Genomic DNA, 21,539 nt, shown 5'->3' with positions numbered 1-21,539 from the left:
TTAGAGAATAAAAAATATTGCACCGCAGCAATGTGACGGCTTTTATAGCCGTTTTTATTTGGTCTAAAATATGCAAGAATTGGCAAAGGGTAGCGGATATTATTTGTTGTCGACTATTGGGCAACAAACAACCTTTTTGGCATGTGCGCAGATTATTAACAACCGCACTTGTAAGTTGACACGTATAACAGGCATGCTTAGAAGCAAACTCATTATGTTGGCCATTTAGTGGCATTGATTCATCTAAAGAACTCTCTTCGTACCCGCAAACTCGGCGAGGAACACCGCAAGTCTTTAAGCGTGTATGACGACAACAGAGAGTAGCTCCGATTGATGAAATACAAAAGATAAATATCGAAGTAAATAGGGGTGCAAAATCAATTTAGTTCTCACAAAAGAACGAAAAGTGCAAAATTGATTATGATAATAATTTGGATGTTGAAAAAAACATAGGCAGAAAGGTTAGTCTAATCAAGAAACCTTTCTGCCTAGTAAAAACAAATATTATTAATTCTACTAACTTTTCAATAGATATTAATCAGCTGTTTTAATCATCACAGCTGTAAAGATAGTTAAGATGCCAACCATGCTTAAAATGATGAATTCATGATGATATTGTGCCATAGGGGTCTTTAAGCTAGTTGAAAGAGCGATGACCATCGATAAAATGATGGATGCTCCTAGTTGGTGAAATACATTTATAGCACTTGAAGCGGCCCCAGCAATTTCATCATCCGCATGCGCCACCCCAGCAGAGGTTAAGGGGCCAAAGGCCAGTCCTTGACCGATACCAAATATTATCATTGGCAGCGCCACTCCTAGAAGGTAACCGTGATTTAAACCAATGAATAACTGGATCGAAACACCAATAACCGTAATAGTAATTCCTGTCAAAAGAAGCGTATTATTCTTAATCTTTTCGGATAATTTAGATTGAACCAGTCCAAAAATAAATTGCGGAATTGTTTCTGGCATAAATGCTAACGCTGACATCAATGGGGTATAGCCATAGATTTCTTGAAGTGTTTGCGGCACTAAAAAAAAGTATGATAGAACCATTCCAGCAAACAAGAATCGAGTAATATATGCAAAAACCCGTTCCTTATCTTGGAAAAGTTTAAAAGGCATTAAAGGAACAGCCTTCTGATTTTCAATTAGGACAAAGGCGATCATGATAATGATAGCAGTAATAAATGCTAGTAACTTGTACTCGGATCCATTAATACTATAAACCAGTAAAAAGAGTCCGATTACTGACAGAAATGAACCTAAGTAATCTAATTGAGCATCTGAAGAATCTGTTTTTGGAATAAAAATAACCGATAAGCAAATCAAGATAACGCCAATTGGAACGTTAATTAAAAAGCCCCAGCGCCAAGAAACGTAAGTGGTAATTACCCCACCAATAATAATTCCGATACTAGCACCAATTCCGGCAGTTACTCCATAGTATGAAATTGCTTTTTCACGAATTTTACCCTCATAGTTATCTAGTAACAAGGCTAAAGTAGTTGGTGCTAAAATAGCAGAACCTGAACCTTGGAAGGCCCGCATTACGATAATCATTGTGCTTGAAGTTGATAATCCGACGAACAAAGAACTGAGAGTAAAAATGGTAATCCCAACAATGAGAATTTTTTTGCGGCCATACAGATCACCCAATCTGCCACCTAATAACAATAAACTACCAAACATTAAGGCGTAAATGTTAGTAATCCAACTAACCCCTGCCTTCGACATATTTAAACTTTCAGCAATTTTTACAGTACTGGTAAAAACAACTGAATTATCTAATAGAATTAAAAAATAGCTGACTAAAATGATTGGTAAAATCATTCCAAAACGTTTTTTAGTTGCCACATCCTTACCTCCAACAATTTAAGTATGCTGTAAATGTTAAACTATCAAGTTCACTTTAAGGCAAGTATTAATTTAATAAAAAATTTGCATTCGAGTCGGCTTTAAAGATTAAAATAGGTATTATTAAAAAAACCGGAGTATGCCGATGAATATCAATCAAATTAGTAAAAAATACAATGTTAATAAAGCAACTATTCGCTTCTGGGAACAAGAGGGGGTGATGCCACCCGTTAACCGCGATAAAAATGGTTATCGGGATTTCTCAGAATATAATGAACAATGGATCTACTTTATTATGGCGTTGCGAAAGGCAGGCATTCCCATTGCGACGTTGAAGCAATACACCAAATTACTGATGGAGGGTGATGCTACAATCAGTGAGAGAAAAGCAATTTTGGAAGCTCAAGAACAAAAAATTAACGAGGAAATCAATACGTTAATTCAAACTCGTGACTATTTACACCGTAAAATTAATCGCTATACAAATCGATTGCTTCAGTATGAAAAGAAAAATCTTTATGAAGTGCAGAATCATCCAAATCAAAATAAAAATTAAAGTAGTTGCATTCAAGTGCACTTTAGGGTTTAGAATGGCAATAATCTTAAGGTAAAGGAGCTTCGAAATGTGTACTTTATTTATCAATGCTAGTAAAAATCGACATGGATTGACCGAAAGACTAGTCAAACAAAAATTAAAGATTAATCGTTATGACACAGTCAACCTAGTTGACTACCTGGTCTACCCATTAGGTCAGGAAGATAGACCAGATGATCAATTTGACTTAATTTGTGAAAAAGTGGCTAAGTCAAAAATTATCGTTGTGGGAACTCCAGTCTACTGGTCGTCTATGTCTGCTTACATGAAAATATTAATTGACCGAATGACTGAAGTAATGGGCATTGGCAATCCATTTGCTAAAAAAGATTTATATTTAGTGATTGATGGGTCGGAACCATCAGATACCATCGATCATATTAAACATGTTTGGGAACACGTTGCTAGACGTTTTGATCTGAACTTAGTAAAAGTTGTTCACAATTAGCATTGATATCAAGGGAGAAAAAATCATGGATGTATCACAAACTGATTTGCAAACGGCTATGCCAAGATTAGGATTTGGTGTTTTCCAAGTTCGTGATCAAGCGGACGCAACCGAAGCTGTTATTAACGCTATTAAGGTTGGTTACCGTTTAATTGATACAGCTGCTAGTTACGGCAATGAAACGGCAGTTGGAGCAGGCATTAAATACGCGATTCAAAATGGCTTCGTTACTCGTGAAGAGCTCTTCATCACCACTAAGCTCTGGGTATCGGATGTTGCTGTTGATCGTGCTGCTACAGCGATTGACGAATCAATTAATAGGCTTAATCTCGATTACTTAGACTTGCTATTAATCCATCAACCTTATAACGATGTATTTGCTGCCTGGCGTGCAATGGAGGCGGCGCAAAAAGCTGGCAAAGTAAGGCATATTGGGGTTTCTAACTTTGACGTTGCTCAAATCACTAATTTAATTGAATTTAATGATGTTAAGCCTGCTGTCAATCAGATTGAAGTTAACCCATTTTATCAGAATAAAGAACTAGTATCCTTCTTACAAGCAGAAGGAATTCAAGTTGAGGCTTGGGCACCGTTTGCGGAAGGACGTCATCATTTATTTGAAAATGCCATTTTAAAAGGAATTGCTGATAACCACAATAAGTCGATTGGACAAGTTGTTTTAAGATGGTTAGTTCAACAGGATATTATTCCGTTAGCCAAATCGGTACGTCCAACAAGAATGGCAGAAAATTTAAATGTTCTTGACTTTGAATTAACCGCTCAAGAAATGGCAAAAATTCAAACACTTGATACAAATGTTAGTCAATTTTTTGACCATGCTGATCCAAATCAAATTAGGCGAATTGCTGCTTACCAACCTGTGAAATAAATCCTTCTTTTCTTAAAGTGATTTTTTTCAAGAAAGCACGAGTGATATCTGCATAGTTTGCCAAGGTTTTCCCAGCTTTTTGGTAGTGGGTGGTAGCTAATCCGTATTAATAACTGGAAATATCTTTTAAGAATTTTATTCAGCTAATTAATGCCGTCACGCTAGTTTGTTTTTAATCATTAGCGACGAGAGAAGATTAGTATTAATTTGACAATCATGGTGCTATTTTATCAAGTTGTGCAGAACTCGAAAAAACACTCATAAGCGTTGATATAAGGACGCTTGTGAGTTTTTTTAGTAGATTAGATTAGGTGCAATAAAAATGCAGGTATATCTTATATTAAAGGTCAACACAATGATTTTGAATAGAAATAGTATGGGCTTCAAATTCGTGTTTTAAAAACTGAATCATTTGGCGTGGCCTTTGCAATGCTCGCTTACCCCATCAAATGTTTATTTGGCTTTGCAGTAAATTGAAAGTGCATAATTTTAATTATCGTGACAGCTGGATGGATAATTGAACTCCATGTGATGAGGTTTGAGGATTGTTAACCAAGAAAAATACTCAATACTAGGTTAAGTTAAAAGAAAATTTTGGTTGATGGGAATGGTTAGTTGAAAAAAATTAATGTTGATTCCGTTAATGATTAAGCGAAATTTGTTCGAAAATAACGTTTATTTGCGTATTTTTAAAATCACAGCGACAATATTCTGTCGGGAAATCCATTTTTTATTCATATTTATCATAAATTGTAATCGAATAGTGAAACAAAGAAATAAAATGGATCAATTCTAATTTTTAGAGAGGGTTGAATATTTGGTTAATCTACGTAATAATAGCCGTGTTGCGTGCCAGTTATTTAAATTTTTTAATTTATTTACTAAATCGTAAAAGTTAACAGGCGAAAAGGGGGACTTTTTACTCAGTTGTAGCAGAAAAACAGCATTAACTCGTTTATTTATTGTCAGCAGCACGTAGAATTGTTAGCGGAACAAATAGGAGAGAGAAATATATCATGAAAAAGATCATAACAGCCCTTGTGGTATTGTTGGTCGTTGTCGGTGGGTTCTTCGCTTTTACCTCGGGTAAGCATTCGGATTCGACAGGAAAGTCGACAAGTAGTGATTCAAAGATGTCGTTGAAGGAACTGAATGTTCAGTTCGTACCTTCAACAAATGCTGAAACAATGTTGGCCAAGGCTAAGCCATTGGAAAATCTATTAAGTAAAAAATTGGGAATTCCCGTCCACGTTTCGGTTGCCACAAGTTATAACACGGCAGTCGAGGCGATGGGGTCAAAGAAAGTTGACATGGGCTTCCTACCTCCTGATTCATATGTCACTGCTGAAAAGCAGTATGGCGTGAAGGCCATTCTTCAGTCAACTAAGTTGGCTATGAAGGATAACAACACAGGTGAAACAACTGATAAAGTCGTTAACACATACAAATCAATGATTATCGTCAAGTCTAATTCACCAATCAAGTCAATTAATGATTTGAAGGGCAAGAAGATTGCGACGCAAAGTGCTATCTCAACGTCAGGTTACCTTTTCCCAGTTGTTGAGTTGTACAAAAAGGGTATTAACGTAGTCAAGGACTCAACACTTGTTCAAGTCAAGGGCCATGACCAAGGTGTGATGTCTGTTCTGAATGGCGATACTGATGCCGCCTTTGTCTATGACGATGTTCGGACAAATGTTCAAAAGGATCAGCCGGATGTCTTTCAGGATACCCGTGTTATTTATTATTCCAATCCAATCCCAAATGATACGATTTCATTGCGTAAGGGAGTTACGTCATCAGATGCCAAGAAGATTCAAAAGGCAATGATGGAAATCGCTAAGACTGACGAGGGTAAGAAGGCTTTAGCCGATGGTTACTCATGGCAAGGCGTGACAGAGGCGAAGGAATCAAGCTTCGATAACGTTCGTCAGTACGAAGAAACGATTAAGAAGATTCAGTAAGGTTATTTTTGAGCAAGAAATCGCCACCATCAAGGATGGCGGCGGTTTTTTTGATAAAAAACTACGTTTTTCAAATCAGTTAGAAAAAGGGATTGCAGATGTCAAATCAGGGTACAATCAAGGTTAATGGCGTTTCAAAAATTTACGATAATGGCGTTGTCGGTTTAGACAACATTAATTTAGATATTGCCGCTGGCGAGTTTGTGGTAATTGTTGGTCTATCCGGAGCAGGAAAATCAACTTTGCTCCGATCATTGAATCGTTTGCACGATGTGACCGAGGGCAGCATCGAAATTGATGGTCAAGATATTACCAAGGCTTCCGGGAAGGCGTTGCGCAACATGCGCCGCAATGTGGCTATGATTTTCCAAAATTATAATTTGGTCAAGCGGGCAAGTGTTTCTCGGAATGTCCTTTCTGGTCGGGTGGGTTACTATGGCACTTTTCAGTCGGCCTTGGGTATCTTTACGAAGGGAGACCAGGAGCGGGCGGTGCAAAGTTTAACTAGAGTTAATTTGTTGGATAAATACTATACAAAAGCTCGTGATTTATCCGGTGGTCAGCAACAACGAGTCGGGATTGCCCGAGCGTTGATGCAAGAACCGGCGGTCTTCTTGGCGGACGAACCGGTTTCTGGTTTGGATCCCAAGACCACCAAGATGGTGATGGATGATTTAAAGCGCTTGAACGAGGAGGATGGCCTGACGATCATTGCCAATTTACATTCGGTTGATTTGGCCTTGGCCTATGCCACACGGATTGTGGGCTTGCGCGGAGGAAAATTAGTTTACGACCAGTCAATTGAGGCCGTGAAGGAAACAGATTTTGCAGAAATTTACCGCGAAGCGGAGGTAAGTCGATGAATGCGAGCTTGCCTAAGCGGACCTTTCACCAGGAATGGCACATCATCGGTTTTAGCATTTTCTTACTGATGGTAGTCTTGTTGATGGTTTCAGCCAATGTAACCGGTGTCGGACAAAGTTTTTCCTGGGATCAGTTCTTTGATTTGTGGATTAAGATGTCAAAGCCCGATTGGTCCTACTTACCGGCGGTGATGATGCCCTTAATCCAGACCATTCAAATGGCTCTGGTTGGAACATTCCTGGGAGGGGTAGCGGCGATTCCGGTGGCACTTCTTTCAGCTGAAAATATTGTTAAAAATAAGTTTATCCGTGGTTTGGTGCGTTTGCTGATGAACCTTATTCGTTCATTGCCAGAAATGCTTTTAGCAGCACTCTTTGTGGCCGTAGTCGGTATTGGCGCTTTTTCAGGGGTTCTTGCCTTGGCGGTCTTCTCTTTTGGGATGGTCTTTAAGTTGCTCTATGAAGCCATCGAAACCATTGATGAAGGGCCAATTGAAGCCTTGCGGGCGGCTGGCGCCAATAACATGCAAATGATTTGCTTTGCAGTTGTGCCCCAGGTGTTTAATCAGTATTTGAGTTTTTTCTTGTACACGTTAGAAATCAATGTTCGCGCCTCGACGGTTTTGGGTTATTTAGGCGCTGGGGGAATCGGTCTGTACTTGAATACAACCCTGGAGATGTTCCGCTACGACCGGACGGCAGTGGTCATCATAGCCATTTTGTTAGTGGTGGTCCTCGTCGACTTTGTTTCCAACCAACTTCGGGAGGTGCTTAAATGATGGTGCAACAAAAGACTTTATGGCAAAAAGCAAAACCATGGTTGGTGGCTCTGGTAGTGGCCGTCATTTTTATTTGGGGCTTTACTGGTGTGCCGTTGACGGGAATCAAGTCGACGGCTGGGCAGGTTTTCGGTTCAATTATTGATGGCTTGCTGCATCCGGATTGGTCCTATCTATATAGTGGGGACGGTGAAGATTTGGTGTCCGCTCTCTTGCAAACGTTAGCTATTGCCTTTTTAGGGACCTTTATGTCGGCGGTTTTAGCAGTACCGTTTGGTTTTTGGGCGGCAAAGACGAACCGTAAGTTCTTCTCATCAAAATCGGCTTCGGGCAAGTTTTTCTTGACAGTTGTTCGCGTCTTCCCTGAACTGGTATTAGCCATTATGTTTATTAAAGCCGTTGGTCCGGGTGCTTTTGCCGGGGTCTTGGCCCTTGGTTTTCATTCGGTGGGGATGATGGGAAAGTTGTTCTCAGAAGCAGTTGAGAATATCGACCGTGGGCCAAATGAAGCCATTGCGGCGGCTGGTGGTTCGAGCCTTAATGGCCTAACCATGGCCACTTTCCCAGCGGTTTTACCGGAGTTCATGAATTATACGCTCTACCGGTTTGAAATTGCCGTTCGCTCCGCCTCGGTTTTGGGGATTGTCGGTGCTGGTGGGGTAGGGGCACCACTGATTTTTGCTCTCTCGACTAGATCCTGGTCACGGGTAGGGATGATTTTGATTGGAATTGTGGTTACGGTCACAGTCATTGATTTTCTTTCAGGGCAAATTCGAAAGCGTCTTGTTTAATTTTTGAATTTGAATCAAGAGCGTTGTGTTCGGCACAACGCTTTTTTTGCATCATGTGCTTACAAGAAACGTAAAAATGATTTTATTTTCATGAATATTCGGATTTTTCAGACAATAGTTGTCTTTGTAATTAAAATAACAAGAAAAAACAAAAAATATTCTTGTTTTTTAGGTAAATTTACTTGAATATTCATTTAATCTACGTGATAATTTAAGTGTTGCGGACAAGCAGATTTGAGTTTTTGCTCAGTTACTTAATCGTCAACACACAATCAAGCAGTTGCACAGTTTATCAGCACCTATGGGAATAGAGGAGTGAGAATCGCATCATGCAGAATAGCGCTACGAAGAAGATCATTGCAGCAATTGCTGTCTTAGTGGTCGTCATTGGAGGATTCTTTGCCTTTACGGGTTCAAAGCATTCGGATTCATCGACTGACTCATCAAGCAGTAGCAAAAAGATGTCTTTGAAGGAATTAAACATTCAGTTTGTTCCTTCATCACAGGCGGATACCATTTTGGCTAAGGCTAAGCCATTGGAAACCTTGCTTAGCAAGCAGTTGGGTATTCCGGTTCACGTTTCAATCTCGACGGATTACAACACCGTGATTGAAGCAATGGGTTCAAAGAAGGTGGACATGGGCTTCTTGCCACCTGATGGTTATGTTACAGCTCACAAGCAGTATGGTGCAAAAGTTATCTTGCAATCAACACGCTTGGGCATGAAGGATGACAACACTGGTGCAACAACTGATAAGTTAGTTAATAGTTACAAGTCAATGGTTCTGGTTAAGGCAGATTCACCAATCAAGTCAATCAATGATTTGAAGGGGAAGAAGATTGCTGTCCAGGGTGCTACCTCATCAGCTGGGTACATTTACCCAACAGTTGAGCTTTATAAGAAGGGTGTTAACGTTGTCAAAGATTCAACACTTGTTCAAGTCAAGGGACATGATCAAGGTGTAATGTCTGTATTGAACGGGGACACTGACGCTGCCTTTATCTTCGATGACGCACGAAATGTGGTCAAGAAGGATCAGCCAGACGTCTTTAAGAACACACGTGTTCTTTACTACACAAAGGGTATTCCAAACGATACCATTACTTTGCGTAAGGATATTTCAAGCTCTGATTCAGACAAGATTAAGGCTGCGATTATTGCGGTTTCAAAGACGGACGAAGGAAAGAAAGTCTTTAACGATGTTTATTCATGGGCCGGTGTGACCGACTCAAAGGATTCAAACTTTGATGACATCCGCAGTTATGATCAGACGATGAACAAAATTAAGTAAAATGATTTTGTGAAGAAAGGTCGCCGCCATCTTGGATGGTGGCGACCTTTTTATATACGAATTAGAACTTGTTGCAAGACAGAAAAAGGAAGTTTACATGTCAAAAAAGGGCACGATTAAAGTAGAAGGCGTTTCCAAGGTGTACCCTAATGGAGTTGTTGGCCTAGATAATATTAATCTTGATATTGAAGCGGGCGAGTTTGTGGTCATTGTTGGTCTGTCAGGAGCCGGCAAATCAACGCTATTACGGGCGATCAATCGCTTACATGACGTGACAGATGGCCATATCTTGATTGATGGTGAAGAAATTACTAAGGCATCCGGTAAAGAATTGCGGACTCTAAGGCGCAATATTGCCATGATTTTTCAAAACTATAACTTAGTCAAGCGGTCAACGGTTGCTCGCAATGTCCTTTCTGGACGGGTTGGTTACTATCGAACTTGGCAATCGACTTTGGGGCTCTTTACTAGGGAAGACCAGGATCGAGCCGTCAAAAGTTTAAAACGAGTTAACTTGCTCGATAAGTATTATACAAAGGCACGTGACTTATCTGGTGGTCAGCAGCAGCGAGTGGGCATTGCGCGTGCTTTGATGCAGGAACCGGCTGTATTCTTAGCTGATGAACCAGTATCTGGTTTGGATCCTAAGACCACAAAAGTCGTGATGGATGACTTGAAGCGGTTAAACGAAGAGGATGGTTTGACGATTGTGGCTAACTTGCACTCGATGGAGTTAGCCATGGATTATGCCACTCGGATTGTTGGTTTAAAGGCTGGAAAATTAGTCTATGATAAGCCAATCGCCGAAGTTCAGGCTTCTGATTTTCAAAAGATTTATGCAGAAGTGGGTGACCGATGATGGAGAACTTACCAAAACGCAGTTTTGCAAAGGAATGGCACCTTGTTGGTTTTAGTTTGTTCATCCTTTTTATCCTGTTGACCTTGCTATCGGGGATGATGACGGGGGCAGGACAAAATTTTTCCTGGGATCAGTTCTTTGATTTGTGGGTCAAGATGTCGAAGCCGGATTGGTCTTACTTGCCGGCTATTTTATCACCGATTGCGCAAACGATTCAGATGGCGCTAGTTGGAACCTTGATTGGTGGTGTGGCTGCCATTCCAGTCTCACTATTAGCAGCAGGTAATATTGTTAAAAATCCCTATGTTCGTGGTCTGGTACGTTTTTTGATGAATCTGACCCGGTCACTGCCAGAAATGCTGTTAGCCGCCTTGTTTGTTGCGGTTGTTGGTATTGGGGCTTTTTCCGGGGTCTGTGCTTTAGCGGTCTTCTCTTTTGGAATGGTCTTTAAGCTATTATACGAAGCAATTGAAACAATCGATGAAGGACCACTGGATGCAATGAAGGCGGCCGGTGCCAATAGTGTTCAAATCATTGTCTTTGCAGTTGTTCCACAGGTCTTTAATCAGTTTTTGAGTTTCTTCCTCTATACGCTTGAAATTAATGTTCGCGCCTCAACGGTTCTGGGGTATTTGGGTGCCGGGGGAATTGGACTTTATTTGAATACTACCTTGGAGATGTTCCGTTATGATCGGACTGCTGTGGTGATTTTATCGATTTTAGTGGTGGTGGTCATTGTTGATACCATTTCAAATCAGTTGCGGGAGGCGTTGGCTTAATGATTGAAAAAAGAAGTAGCTGGCAAAAGATTCAACCGTGGGTGATTGGTGCCGTGGTAATCGCCATTTTTGCTTGGGGCTTTTCAGGTGTTCCAATTAATGGCATTAAAAGTACTGCCGGTCAGGTTTTAGGGTCAATTGTTAATGGACTCATTCACCCTGATTGGTCCTATGTTTATTCAGGCGACGGGGAGGATCTGCTGACAGCCTTACTCGAAACCTTGGCCATTGCCTTTTTGGGGACCTTTATTTCGGCTGTTTTGGCGGTTCCTCTGGCTTTTTGGGCTGCAAAAACGAAGAAAAATTTTTTCTCAGCCAAATCAGCTTCCGGAAAATTGTTGTTAACGGTGATTCGTGTTTTTCCAGAACTTGTGTTGGCAATTATGTTCACGAAGGCCGTTGGTCCTGGGGCCTATGCCGGGGTTTTGGCCCTTGGTTTCCATTCCGTTGGCATGATGGGGAAGCTATTTGCTGAAGCGATTGAAAATATCGACCGTGGCCCAAATGAGGCCATTGCAGCAGCTGGTGGATCTTCTTTAGATGGCTTGTCAATGGCCACCTTCCCAGCAGTTTTACCAGAGTTTATGAATTATACGCTCTACCGTTTTGAAATTTCTGTTCGATCGGCTTCTATTTTGGGAATTGTTGGTGCTGGTGGTGTTGGGGCACCATTGATTTTTGCCTTATCAACACGATCATGGCCACGCGTGGGTATTATTTTGATTGGCATTGTGGTCATGGTGACGGTCATTGACTTTATTTCCGGCCAGATCCGGAAGCGCTTGGTATAAAAAAATAACATTTTATAAGGGGATATGCTGGTCATATCTCCCTTTCTTTGGTCAAAAGGGGTAATAATGGTGCAGGTTAAAATTTTATCGACTTCCGATGTGCACGGGTATTTTACGGGTGACGACTTCCGTCGGCCATTGCAAAATACTGGCTTTGGCTTAGCTCGAGCAGCGACGGTTATCGAACAAGAAAAGCAAGCAGCGACCGAGGACCTGGTGATTACCATCGAAAACGGTGACTTTATCCAAGGTTCCCCGCTAACCGACTATGTTGAAAAACAGGCGAGTGCAGAGGGAAGCCTGTACCGGAATTTAGTGGCAACGGTTGGTTACGAAGTTCGCATTTTGGGTAATCATGAATTTAACTATGGTCGGACCTACTTAGAAGAAGTTTTGCATGATGATCAGACGCTCTTAAATGCGAATATCTTGGATAAAGATACGAAGAATCCTTTTATTGGGCGTCCATACCAAATCTTTGAAAAAGGTGGCTTGAAGGTGGCAGTCATTGGAGTCACCACCCAGTACATTCCCCATTGGGAAAAACCTGAAAACATCAAGGGCTTGCTTTTTCAAGATCCGGTCAAAATTGTTTCAAACCTGGTTGCTGATCTCCGCTTCCAAGTGGACAAAATCGTGGTTGCTTATCATGGCGGTTTTAATCGTGATTTAAAAACAGGGCAAGCTCTGGAACCGCTCACTCAGGAAAATCAGGGAACTGATTTATTGACGATTGAAGGGGTTGATGCACTGGTGACGGGGCACCAGCACCGCACACTAGCAGAAGTTGTTAATGGTAAGCCAATCACACAGCCTGGCTATCGTGGCGACCATGTTGGGGTAATCACCTTGTCCGATCAACAGGTTGCAGCAAAAACGATTGCAACGGCAACGGCTGGTGAAAACTTGGCGATTATGGCGCTAGCAGAGCCATTGTTGAACCGGGTCAATCAGTGGTTGGACGAACCCGTTGGCCATGTTGGGGATAACATGCGGATCACGGATCATTTTTCCGCTCGTCTCCATGGCCATCCCTTTACGGAGTTGATTAACCGGGTTCAGATGGCTGCAACTGGAGCAAAAATTTCTGCTAATGCCATTTTTAATGATGAAATGCGGGGCTTTGATAATACGGTCACGATTCGAGATGTGATGACTAATTATATCTACCCAAATACTCTGGCGGTTGTTGCGCTAACGGGAGCAGAACTTGTGTTGGCTTTGGAACAGAACGCTAATTATTTTGATTGGCAGGATGGTCAGCCAATGGTTAGCTTAGACTATCTTTATCCAAAGCCAGCTCATTTTAATGAGGATATTTGGAGTGGGGTCGCGTATACGTTGGATGTAAAAAAGCCACGTGGCCAGCGAATTAGCGCTGTGATGGTCGGCGGGCAAGCCATCCAACCAGAAGCAAAATACGAGGTCGTGGTGAACAATTATCGCGCTGGTGGAGCTGGAAATAGTATTTTTAACCGTAATCAAGTTGTCCGTGAGGGGCAAACGGACGTTGCTCAGCTGATTGTTGATTATCTACGACAACATCCAAAAATCAGGATTGATCAGCCAACGAATATCCACGTTGTTAACTAAAAAAGCAGGTTTCAGATCCCAATTTGGGTATGAAACCTGCTTTTTTATCGATGATGAAGTTTTAGTCTGTTTGACTGTTTGATTGCTTACAGGCTTGTTAGCCCTGACTCTGGCACCCTTGATTTCTTAATGCAGGCTTTTGCAGCCTTGTCGTGGTAGAGCGTTACTAATTTCATTAGTCGCTCATCAAGGACGTTCAAAAATTAAAATCAATTGGCATGAGATTCTCCAAAAAACAAAAAAGAATGCCACTAACAATGGAGTTAGCAGCATCCTTTTGAGGGGGCTATTTATTGATTAATCCCAGTCAAGGTTAACTAATCGCTTAGCGACTAATCACTTGGTGGACAACCTGGTAATCAGTTTCATAGTTTTCAGTTTCTTCTGATTGTGGCATTGGACTGACTTTTGTCAGTTTTTCTTCTGCCACCGGGTAGCCATCCTCACGCTCAATCTGGAAAAGTGGCCGGTGCTTGACCTCGGTAAAGATTTTACCAATATAGGTACCGACAACACCCAAAGCAATTAGGTTCAAACCACCGAGCAACCAGATGGAAATCATTAATGATGACCAGCCAGCCGTTGGATTGCCGACGACTTTTTCAAAAACCGTATAAGCAATTTCGATGCCAGCAATTCCGAGGACGAGAATTCCTAGGTGCAGCAGTAAGCGAATTGGTTGGATACTAAAACTTGTGATCCCATCAATGGCAAAGGAGAACATCTTTTTTAGTGGATATTTAGACTTACCGGCTTGACGCTCACCACGCTCGTAGTAGACCTTAGCAGACTGGAACCCAACCAAGGGAACCATTGCCCTGAGAAAGACGTTGCGTTCTGGCATTTTGAGGAGGGCCTTCACGGCAACTTTACTCATTAAGCGGAAATCAGCATGGTTGGGGACCATTTTGACCCCTAACCAACCAGCCAGCTTGTAGAAAGCTAGAGCTGAATTACGTTTGAACCAAGTATCAGTTTCGCGGCTGGAGCGTACAGCATAGACGACTTCATTGCCTTCTAAATACTTTTCGACCATTTGTTTAATGACGTCCGGATTGTCCTGCATGTCGGCATCAAGGGTAATCATGATATCTGCCAGCTTGCTACTTTCCGTCATACCGGCCAACAGGGCTGGTTGGTGACCAAAGTTTTTAGACAACTTGACACCGATAATATCGGAATTTTGTCGTTCTTGCTGTTGAATAATTGACCAGGTCTTATCCGCTGAACCATCATCAACAATCATAATGAAGCTATCTTCGCTGACAAGCATCTGATTAACCAAGCTTGCTTTAATCCCTTGGAGGACGTTCAACGTGGTAGGAAGAACTTCTTCTTCATTATAAGCTGGTAGGATTAACCCTAATCGTGGGATTTTTGAACGTGTCAACATAATTGGACTCCTTTCGTCTTAATAAATTGAGGACAAATCGTACAAGGTAGAGCTTGAGGAGCCACCCATTCCTGTTGGACCACCGGCTGTCATGCGGGCTGTAGGTGAACCGCCAGCAGTTGTCGTTGTTGTAGTGGTTGCTGTTGTTGCTTGGTTAGTAGTTGTCGTTTTAGACTTTGAACTTGAGTCATAGTTGACAACTGTACCCTTTGCTTTTACCCAGGCCAGAATTTTCTTAATTTGGCCATCAGAACTCTTACTACGGGAACCAAGGACGAAGTACTTCAACTTGCCGTCCTTGACAAGCTGCTTAAATTGCTTAAAGGTCATCGTTGGATCAGTACCATTGTAACCTCCAAGGGCCATGACAGCCTTCCCTGATTTGATAATGTAACCGGAAGCGGAGTTTGAATCAGTTGTGGCAAAAAGGTACTTAGCAGAACCTTGGTGCTTTTCAGTGTAGGCTAAGAGCTTTTTGTTGACAGTACCACCCATATCGGTACCGCCACGACTGAAGAGTGATGGACCAGCAGCTGGAATGGCTGCTGAAGTATGGGTGATAGTTGGTGTGGAAGCCCAGAAGGCACCCATCGCCAAGACTGAAACAGCTGTGGCAATCACTTTTGCTTTGATTGCTGTTTTTTGTGGGAAGAGCCACCAGACACCAAGGCCAATGGCCAAGACAATCAGGATTCCAGTAATCACTGGATAATAAGAAGAAACGTAATAAGCTTGTAGGAGGAGCGTGGCAATCACGGCTACACTAAGCATGATGCGAGCAACAAATGGTTGCGTCTTGTCAACGGTTTCATCTTCAGTGTTGACATTGACCTTCATCATTTTGGTAACGGCAGCGACACCGATGGCCGTTAAGGCAGCAATGGCTGGTGCCAACATGATGGTGTAGTATGGGTGGAAGAATGAAGCAACTGAGAAGAAGCCGTAAACAGGGACGAACCAGCCGGCCCACAGGAGAACTTCTTCTTGTTGACTTGTAACGTGGTACCACTTGCTGCCGCGCTTGCGGAAGCCAAGCCAACCAGCAATGAGGCCAAGGAAGGCTAATGGGAGATACCAACCAATTTGAGAACCAAGATCGGATTGGAAGAGACGGAATGGCCCGATAGAACCGATGGCGAAGGCACTTCCAGCACCGCCCATGCCGCCACGCTTGCCAGTTTTACCACCAGGTTGACCGGTCATCTTGCCCATCTTACCGGTTGGCTTTTGGCCGTTCATACCAGTAGGAGCTTGACCAGCTTGGCCTGTTGGTGCTTGACCAGTTGGTGTATTGCCATTAGTGGTCTGACCGGTTTGTGTGCCGGTCTGATTTTGACCATTGGTTCCTGTTGTGGGAGCCTGGCCCATTTGATTAGCACCAGTGGTTGATTTTGAAGACTTTGAAGTCTTCTTTGTTCCCATACCAGAGAATGTCCCACCAGTACCAGTTGATTGCCCAAGTAAACGTTGTGTCCCGTTGTAGCCAAAGGCTAATTCCATCAAGGAATTAGTTTGAGAACTACCAATATAAGGACGTGAACTCTTGCTTGCTGAATCAACTGCCATTGGGTAAGCCAAGGTAAAGACGGAAAGGGAAACGACTGCAAGTCCTAACCAGCCAACCTTCTTTTTCCAAGGGACCTTGATGGCGATGATGTAGTAGACGAACATGGCTGGTAAAATCATGAAGGCTTGGAGCATCTTGATGTTAAAGGAAACACCAATCAGAGCAAAGCTCAACATGACTAACCAGACATTCTTCTTATTAACAGCTTTTTGCAAAGTGAAAACTGCTAACAGAAGGAAAAGTACTAAGATGGCATCCATGTTGTTTGTCCGACTATTGGCAACAACAGTGGGCGTCAACGTCATGAATAGCGCTGCTGTTCGTCCTGCCCAGACACCAAATTTTGGCTCTAAGAGACGGTACATTAGGTAAACAGAGGCGATTCCTGCTAAGACACTTGGGAGGACAACGGACCAGCCGTGAACACCGAAAATCTTAGCGGAGATGGCCATGAACCAAAGCGCAACAGGTGGCTTATCCACCGTAATGAAGCCGGCGGGGTCAAAAGCCCCATACCAGAAGTTTGACCATGACTTGGTCATGGAAGTGATGGCTGCAGTGTAGAAACTGTTAGCACTGCCTGCATCCCAGATACCCCAACCATATAAAATGGCGCTAAGAATCAGAATGCCGACTAGGTACCAATCAAGTTTGTGTATCCTTTTTAATCGCAAAAGCGAGGACCTCCTTCGTTCGAATAAAGTTAGTGTAGGCCTAAAGCGCTATATCAAGATTAAGTGAGTATCAAGTGAAGATTAAAATAGCCAACGAACTATAATCCGTTACTAGATAAATGAAAAAATAAAAAACCATCAAAAAAATTGACAGTCTCTAACACCGATAAAAAAGCTCACAATTGAGCCTTGATTAAGCTGCATAACAGGAAATAAGAATAGGGCAACAGCTACCATTAAAAGACTTTTTGTAGTTGAAATAGCAAAAACATGGAAAGCAGATGGCTGTTTTCCATCGGCCATCAAACGGCCACTAACAAGGGTGGTCAAGTTGGTGAAAAACCATGTTTGAGTCATTTTTACGCCTCCGGTATTCTTATAAAGAAGTATGGGCTTTCGAATAAAAATTGTCAAGATAAGCCCGTGTAGTCCAAATTTTTTTAAAATCAGTCTGAAAGAGACTGTGATGGTTGTCTTTAATAAAACATTGTTTGCTGATAAAGGTGCTATAATGTAAAAAAAATATGGTGCAATAACGAATATCCGAGTGGGTATTCGAACCGAAAAGGAAAAATAACATGAAAATGCTTGTTATTCAGGGGCACCCTGATCAAGAATCATTTACCCACGCTAATGCGATGAATTTCGCAGCGGTGGCAAAAGAAAAGGGCCATGACGTTCAAGTTGTTGACCTAGCAACTGCTAATTTTGATTGTGTCCTACGCTATGGTTATCGCCAGCATATGGACGATGAAAGTTTTCCGATGCTCGTTCAAGAAAAGATTGCTTGGGCAGATCGGATTTCATTCTTCTTCCCCATTTGGTGGTCAGCAGAACCGTCTGTTTTGAAGGGGATGATTGACCGTGTCTTCACACCTGGCTTTGCTTATAACCGTCGTAACGGGAAAATCGTTAAGCACCTAACGGGCAAGCAGGCGGACGTCTTTACAAGTTCTAATTTTGGCGGCTGGTATTACAAGCTGTTTGGTAACATTGTGAGCCGTTATAAGTTAGGAATTTTTTCTTACACAGGAATTAAGCTGAACAAAGCTTATGTTTTGGGTCACATGGATTCAGGAGTGACACAAAAAGACCGGCAAGCATATATTGAAAAGTGTGCGGCGACAATTGATTAAATGAAAAGAAGGACTGGCGTTAATGAACGCCAGTCCTTTTCTGTTCTGGATTTTGCTGTTTGAAATAATGGCCTTATAGGTGAAAGAGAGGGCAACGCCACCAAAGAGTCACATGTTAGTGGACTTTTTGGTGACCAACCAGAGAGAACAGATTTGAAAATAACCCGACTAGCAAATCTCTTTTTAGGTTCGGATTAACTAGTTTTTTTCACAAAGTTTCTTCAAATATAGTTCTATCAGTTCAGTACTAGCATTCAGCTTCCAAGGTTCTTTTTTTGTGGTTTCTTGTGGATAAAAGACGTAAAAAAGAAGCCGAAACTCTTAGTAAGTTGGCCTCTATTAAAAAGTATCGGTTCATTCTTTTACGGGCTGTTAGTTGTCGAAAAAACTATCCGGCATCGTATTGACCAAAAAATCAGCCATTTCTTCGGGGCTTTCCTTGGCTCCATTTTGTAACCAGGCCATCATTACGTGGAAGGAAGCACCGAAAACAAAGATGTGCTGATAATTAAAACTATCCTTTTTTTCAGGGTGTTTAGCTTTGATGATTTCACCAAAGTTCACAAAAAATTCATAAATATGGCTAGAAAGGCCCCGGTCGATTAACAGCATAAAGCGCTCTTCCTGACTCTTAAAAGCCACAAAAGAATCAGTAAAGTGAATTTTCATTGTTTCCCGGCTGCGATTATGAGAGGGTGCACTTTGTTTTTCTTGCTGATGATGTTGAACAACCAAACAGGTTAAATAAAAGGTCAGAATATCTTCAATACTATAGAAGTTGCGGTAGTAGCTCACCCGTGCAACCCCAGCTGACTTAATCAACTTGGCAACACGGATTTCTGAAAGGGGTTGTTCTTTTAATTGTTCAAAAAAACCGTCAACAATTTGTTGCTTAACTCGGATATTTTCTTGTTGGCCAAATTTCATCTGGTTTCCTCCACGACAGGTGTCGTTTTGTGATTAAATTCCTTTATTTCTAAGAATATTATAGCAAATAAAAGAATTTAGTGAAACAGGTTGACTCAGTTAATTCTAGCTGTTACACTATGTTCCATGAAATAACTGGTACACATTGTACCACGAAAGGAAATAACGATGGAAGTAGTTCAAACAAACAAGCGAACTTACAATCGAACACTCGTCGTCGTAGTCATGATGATTGCCATGACAGCCGGTGCGTTGATGCAGACATCATTGGGGACGGCCATTCCTTCTCTAATGAAAGCTTTCGACATTAACTTGTCAACAGCACAACAAGCAACGACATGGTTCCTTCTCTTTAATGGGATGATGGTGCCACTGTCAGCTTACTTAGCTAACCGAATTCCGACTAAAGTTTTACACATGATTGCCTACGGATTACTCTTTATTGGGGTCCTGGTAACCATGTCGACACCAGAAAATAGTGGGTCTTGGTGGATTTTCATTATTGGTCGAATTATTTCAGCCATGGCCTTTGGAATTATGATGCCAATGATGCAAATCGTCATCTTGAACATGTATGCCCCCGAAGAGCGAGGCGCAGCCATGGGTGCGATGGGATTAGTCATCGGAATGGCTCCAGCCATTGGGCCAACCTTGTCAGGGTGGATTTTGAAGCAAGATCATACAATTTTAGGCTTCACCTTGTCTGATAGTTGGCGCTCAACTTTCTTAATTCCTTTGATTATCACTGGGATTGCGCTGATTATGACACCATTTTTGATGAAAAATGTTGTGCCAACTAAGAAGGTTAAGCTTGATTTCTTATCATTAATTCTTTCAACAATTGGTTTTGGTCTCTTCTTGTGGGGCTTCACCAATGTTGGCTCACACGGTTGGGGTAATGTGCCAAACGTCCTTGTCCCAGTTTTTGCCGGTGTTTTGCTTATCGTAATCTTTGTTTGGCGTCAGTTGAAATTGTCGAATCCATTTTTGGACGTGAAGGTTTTCTTGACTAAGGACTTCACGATTCCAACTGTTGTTGGAATTTTGGCGATGATGGCCATGTTCGGTGTTGAAATGATGTTGCCAACGTACTTGCAAAACGTGCGTGGCTTGTCAGCCTTTGACTCTGGATTAACTTTGCTTTGGGGAGCCTTGTTAATGGGGGTCTTCAGTGCCGTCTCGGGCGCCTTGTATAACAAGGTTGGTGCAAGGGTCTTGGGAATGGTCGGTTTTGCTATTCTTGGTTTGGGAACTTTCCCATTCTTGTTCTTAACTCCTGAAACACCAACGATTATTATTACTGTCTTGTATGGTGTTCGAATGGCCGGAATTGCCATGGCGATGATGCCAATGACAACCAATGCGATGGCCGCTTTGCCTGATGCAAAAGCATCTCATGGAACTGCTGCTAATAACACCTTGCGTCAGGTGGCCAACTCTGTGGTGGTTGCTTTATTGACATCAGTTGTCCAAAACGTAATCAACAACAATACACCAAGTACCCATCTGAAGGTTACAGAACCATTGCGTTACGCAAGCAAGATGTTGGATGCTTCTTTGGATGGTTTCAAGATTGCCTTTATGATTAGTCTTGGTTTCGCCGTGTTGGGCTTCATCTTGGCATTCTTTGTTAAGCAAGATAAGAAGGAGGAAGCTTAATCATGATTTTGGTAATTATTCCGCTTTTTGTTATCTTGACTGCTGCTAGCTGGTTTTTGATTCCATCAAAAGTCTTGAAGGCTATTTTTGGAACAATTTTCTCATTGGCAATGATTGCTTCAATTGGTCTGTTGGCTGCTAATATGGACGCTCATTACGGGATGAAGAAGGAAACAACAGTCGCAACAAAGGAAGTTTACTCTGCTGCACCGGCTCAAATGCCTGTTGGCATGGTTGCTGCTAAGAAGATTGGTACTGATGACTATGTCTTGGTTTATAAAGACCAAGCAGCGGACAAGGAAGCATCTGCTCACTTTGTTCCTGATACGAGTGACATTGTGAAAGCAGTTAAGCAGTCAGCTACTTATAAGAAAGTTGATATTCAAACTGCTCAAGTCAAGACAACGACGACAAAATGGGTTTACAAGAATGACACTTATAAGTGGTTGTTCAAGCAAAATAAAGAAGATAACTTGGTCAAGGAAGTACACACTTTAGAAGTGCCTACTAGCTGGCAAGTTGTTCTGAAGTAACTAACGCTTAAAGTTAACTTATGCTTAAAATACATTTCTGCTTAATTTATTCTTCTCTCCAAGCACCCGGATTCTGCTTTCCGGGTGCTTTTTCTATTTTGGCATTGATTTCTGTTATAATTGAAATAAAAGTGTAAAGAGGGTGGC

The 21,539-nt window shown here is 41.9% G+C and carries 20 protein-coding genes; 15 read left to right on the top strand and 5 right to left on the bottom strand.

What is annotated here, in order from left to right:
- Nucleotides 1–534: 534 nt before the first annotated feature.
- Nucleotides 535–1,860 (bottom strand): MFS transporter, encoded by a 1,326-nt coding sequence (locus ACSYSH_RS04075; protein ID WP_489816075.1) that lies wholly within the window; start codon nucleotides 1,858–1,860, stop codon nucleotides 535–537.
- A gap of 145 nt (nucleotides 1,861–2,005) precedes the next feature.
- On the opposite strand from ACSYSH_RS04075, the gene ACSYSH_RS04070 reads away from it, so the two are divergent.
- The 12 genes from ACSYSH_RS04070 to ACSYSH_RS04015 all read left to right on the top strand — a co-directional run bounded on the left by ACSYSH_RS04070 (nucleotide 2,006) and on the right by ACSYSH_RS04015 (nucleotide 13,503).
- Nucleotides 2,006–2,416, top strand: coding sequence for a MerR family transcriptional regulator (locus ACSYSH_RS04070; RefSeq protein ID WP_489816074.1), 411 nt, complete (start codon nucleotides 2,006–2,008; stop codon nucleotides 2,414–2,416).
- 67 nt (nucleotides 2,417–2,483) lie between these two features.
- Entirely contained in the window at nucleotides 2,484–2,903 is a 420-nt protein-coding gene (locus ACSYSH_RS04065; protein WP_489816073.1) for a flavodoxin family protein, read from the top strand.
- 25 nt (nucleotides 2,904–2,928) lie between these two features.
- On the top strand, nucleotides 2,929–3,792 hold the full coding sequence (locus tag ACSYSH_RS04060) for an aldo/keto reductase (protein ID WP_489816072.1): 864 nt from the start codon (nucleotides 2,929–2,931) through the stop codon (nucleotides 3,790–3,792).
- Between the two features lie 1,016 nt (nucleotides 3,793–4,808).
- Entirely contained in the window at nucleotides 4,809–5,756 is a 948-nt protein-coding gene (locus ACSYSH_RS04055; RefSeq protein ID WP_491702335.1) for a phosphate/phosphite/phosphonate ABC transporter substrate-binding protein, read from the top strand.
- A 98-nt stretch (nucleotides 5,757–5,854) separates the two neighbouring features.
- On the top strand, nucleotides 5,855–6,619 hold the full coding sequence (gene phnC / locus ACSYSH_RS04050; protein WP_491702336.1) for a phosphonate ABC transporter ATP-binding protein: 765 nt from the start codon (nucleotides 5,855–5,857) through the stop codon (nucleotides 6,617–6,619).
- The gene (phnE, locus tag ACSYSH_RS04045; protein ID WP_489816069.1) at nucleotides 6,616–7,398 is read left to right on the top strand and encodes a phosphonate ABC transporter, permease protein PhnE; all 783 of its coding nucleotides are present in this window, start codon (nucleotides 6,616–6,618) and stop codon (nucleotides 7,396–7,398) included. Before phnC (ACSYSH_RS04050) ends, phnE (ACSYSH_RS04045) begins: the two co-directional genes overlap by 4 nt.
- Nucleotides 7,395–8,189, top strand: coding sequence for a phosphonate ABC transporter, permease protein PhnE (gene phnE / locus ACSYSH_RS04040; protein WP_491702337.1), 795 nt, complete (start codon nucleotides 7,395–7,397; stop codon nucleotides 8,187–8,189). The genes phnE (ACSYSH_RS04045) and phnE (ACSYSH_RS04040) overlap by 4 nt, the downstream gene beginning before the upstream one ends.
- A 329-nt stretch (nucleotides 8,190–8,518) precedes the next feature.
- Complete coding sequence (locus tag ACSYSH_RS04035) at nucleotides 8,519–9,481, top strand: phosphate/phosphite/phosphonate ABC transporter substrate-binding protein (protein WP_489816067.1); 963 nt, start codon at nucleotides 8,519–8,521, stop codon at nucleotides 9,479–9,481.
- A gap of 97 nt (nucleotides 9,482–9,578) precedes the next feature.
- Nucleotides 9,579–10,340 carry a phosphonate ABC transporter ATP-binding protein gene (phnC, locus tag ACSYSH_RS04030; RefSeq protein WP_489816066.1) on the top strand — a complete coding sequence of 254 codons (762 nt, stop codon included), beginning with the start codon at nucleotides 9,579–9,581 and terminating at the stop codon, nucleotides 10,338–10,340.
- A complete protein-coding gene (phnE, locus tag ACSYSH_RS04025) occupies nucleotides 10,337–11,119 on the top strand; it encodes a phosphonate ABC transporter, permease protein PhnE (protein ID WP_491702338.1) in 783 nt (260 codons plus the stop codon). The genes phnC (ACSYSH_RS04030) and phnE (ACSYSH_RS04025) overlap by 4 nt, the downstream gene beginning before the upstream one ends.
- Nucleotides 11,119–11,910 carry a phosphonate ABC transporter, permease protein PhnE gene (gene phnE, locus ACSYSH_RS04020; protein WP_489816065.1) on the top strand — a complete coding sequence of 264 codons (792 nt, stop codon included), beginning with the start codon at nucleotides 11,119–11,121 and terminating at the stop codon, nucleotides 11,908–11,910. The genes phnE (ACSYSH_RS04025) and phnE (ACSYSH_RS04020) overlap by 1 nt, the downstream gene beginning before the upstream one ends.
- Before the next feature lie 66 nt (nucleotides 11,911–11,976).
- Entirely contained in the window at nucleotides 11,977–13,503 is a 1,527-nt protein-coding gene (locus tag ACSYSH_RS04015; RefSeq protein WP_489816064.1) for a bifunctional metallophosphatase/5'-nucleotidase, read from the top strand.
- Between the two features lie 325 nt (nucleotides 13,504–13,828).
- Here the strand turns inward: ACSYSH_RS04015 and ACSYSH_RS04010 are convergent, their stop codons facing one another.
- The 3 genes from ACSYSH_RS04010 to ACSYSH_RS04000 form a co-directional block, all read right to left on the bottom strand.
- Nucleotides 13,829–14,896 (bottom strand): glycosyltransferase family 2 protein, encoded by a 1,068-nt coding sequence (locus tag ACSYSH_RS04010; protein ID WP_489816063.1) that lies wholly within the window; start codon nucleotides 14,894–14,896, stop codon nucleotides 13,829–13,831.
- A gap of 18 nt (nucleotides 14,897–14,914) precedes the next feature.
- Entirely contained in the window at nucleotides 14,915–17,137 is a 2,223-nt protein-coding gene (locus ACSYSH_RS04005) for a glycosyltransferase family 39 protein (RefSeq protein ID WP_491702339.1), read from the bottom strand.
- 138 nt (nucleotides 17,138–17,275) lie between these two features.
- Complete coding sequence (locus ACSYSH_RS04000; RefSeq protein WP_491702340.1) at nucleotides 17,276–17,494, bottom strand: hypothetical protein; 219 nt, start codon at nucleotides 17,492–17,494, stop codon at nucleotides 17,276–17,278.
- Between the two features lie 221 nt (nucleotides 17,495–17,715).
- Here ACSYSH_RS04000 and ACSYSH_RS03995 point away from each other — a divergent pair, with 221 nt between their 5' ends.
- Nucleotides 17,716–18,273, top strand: a complete 558-nt coding sequence (locus ACSYSH_RS03995; RefSeq protein WP_491702341.1) for an NAD(P)H-dependent oxidoreductase — start codon at nucleotides 17,716–17,718, stop codon at nucleotides 18,271–18,273.
- 372 nt (nucleotides 18,274–18,645) lie between these two features.
- Here ACSYSH_RS03995 and ACSYSH_RS03990 read toward each other — a convergent pair whose 3' ends face one another.
- Nucleotides 18,646–19,200, bottom strand: a complete 555-nt coding sequence (locus ACSYSH_RS03990; RefSeq protein ID WP_491702342.1) for a TetR-like C-terminal domain-containing protein — start codon at nucleotides 19,198–19,200, stop codon at nucleotides 18,646–18,648.
- A 168-nt stretch (nucleotides 19,201–19,368) separates the two neighbouring features.
- On the opposite strand from ACSYSH_RS03990, the gene ACSYSH_RS03985 reads away from it, so the two are divergent.
- Together ACSYSH_RS03985 and ACSYSH_RS03980 are read left to right on the top strand one after the other, a co-directional pair.
- Nucleotides 19,369–20,859: an MDR family MFS transporter gene (locus tag ACSYSH_RS03985; protein ID WP_491702343.1), complete on the top strand. Its 1,491-nt coding sequence runs from the start codon at nucleotides 19,369–19,371 to the stop codon at nucleotides 20,857–20,859.
- Nucleotides 20,860–20,861: 2 nt separating this feature from the next.
- On the top strand, nucleotides 20,862–21,392 hold the full coding sequence (locus ACSYSH_RS03980; RefSeq protein ID WP_491702344.1) for a DUF4811 domain-containing protein: 531 nt from the start codon (nucleotides 20,862–20,864) through the stop codon (nucleotides 21,390–21,392).
- The last annotated feature ends 147 nt before the right edge of the window (nucleotides 21,393–21,539 follow it).

This window comes from Fructobacillus sp. ESL1117, from assembly GCF_058508565.1.
The sequence above is the reverse complement of the archived record's forward strand: the minus strand, read 5'-3'. Positions and strand labels throughout refer to the sequence as shown.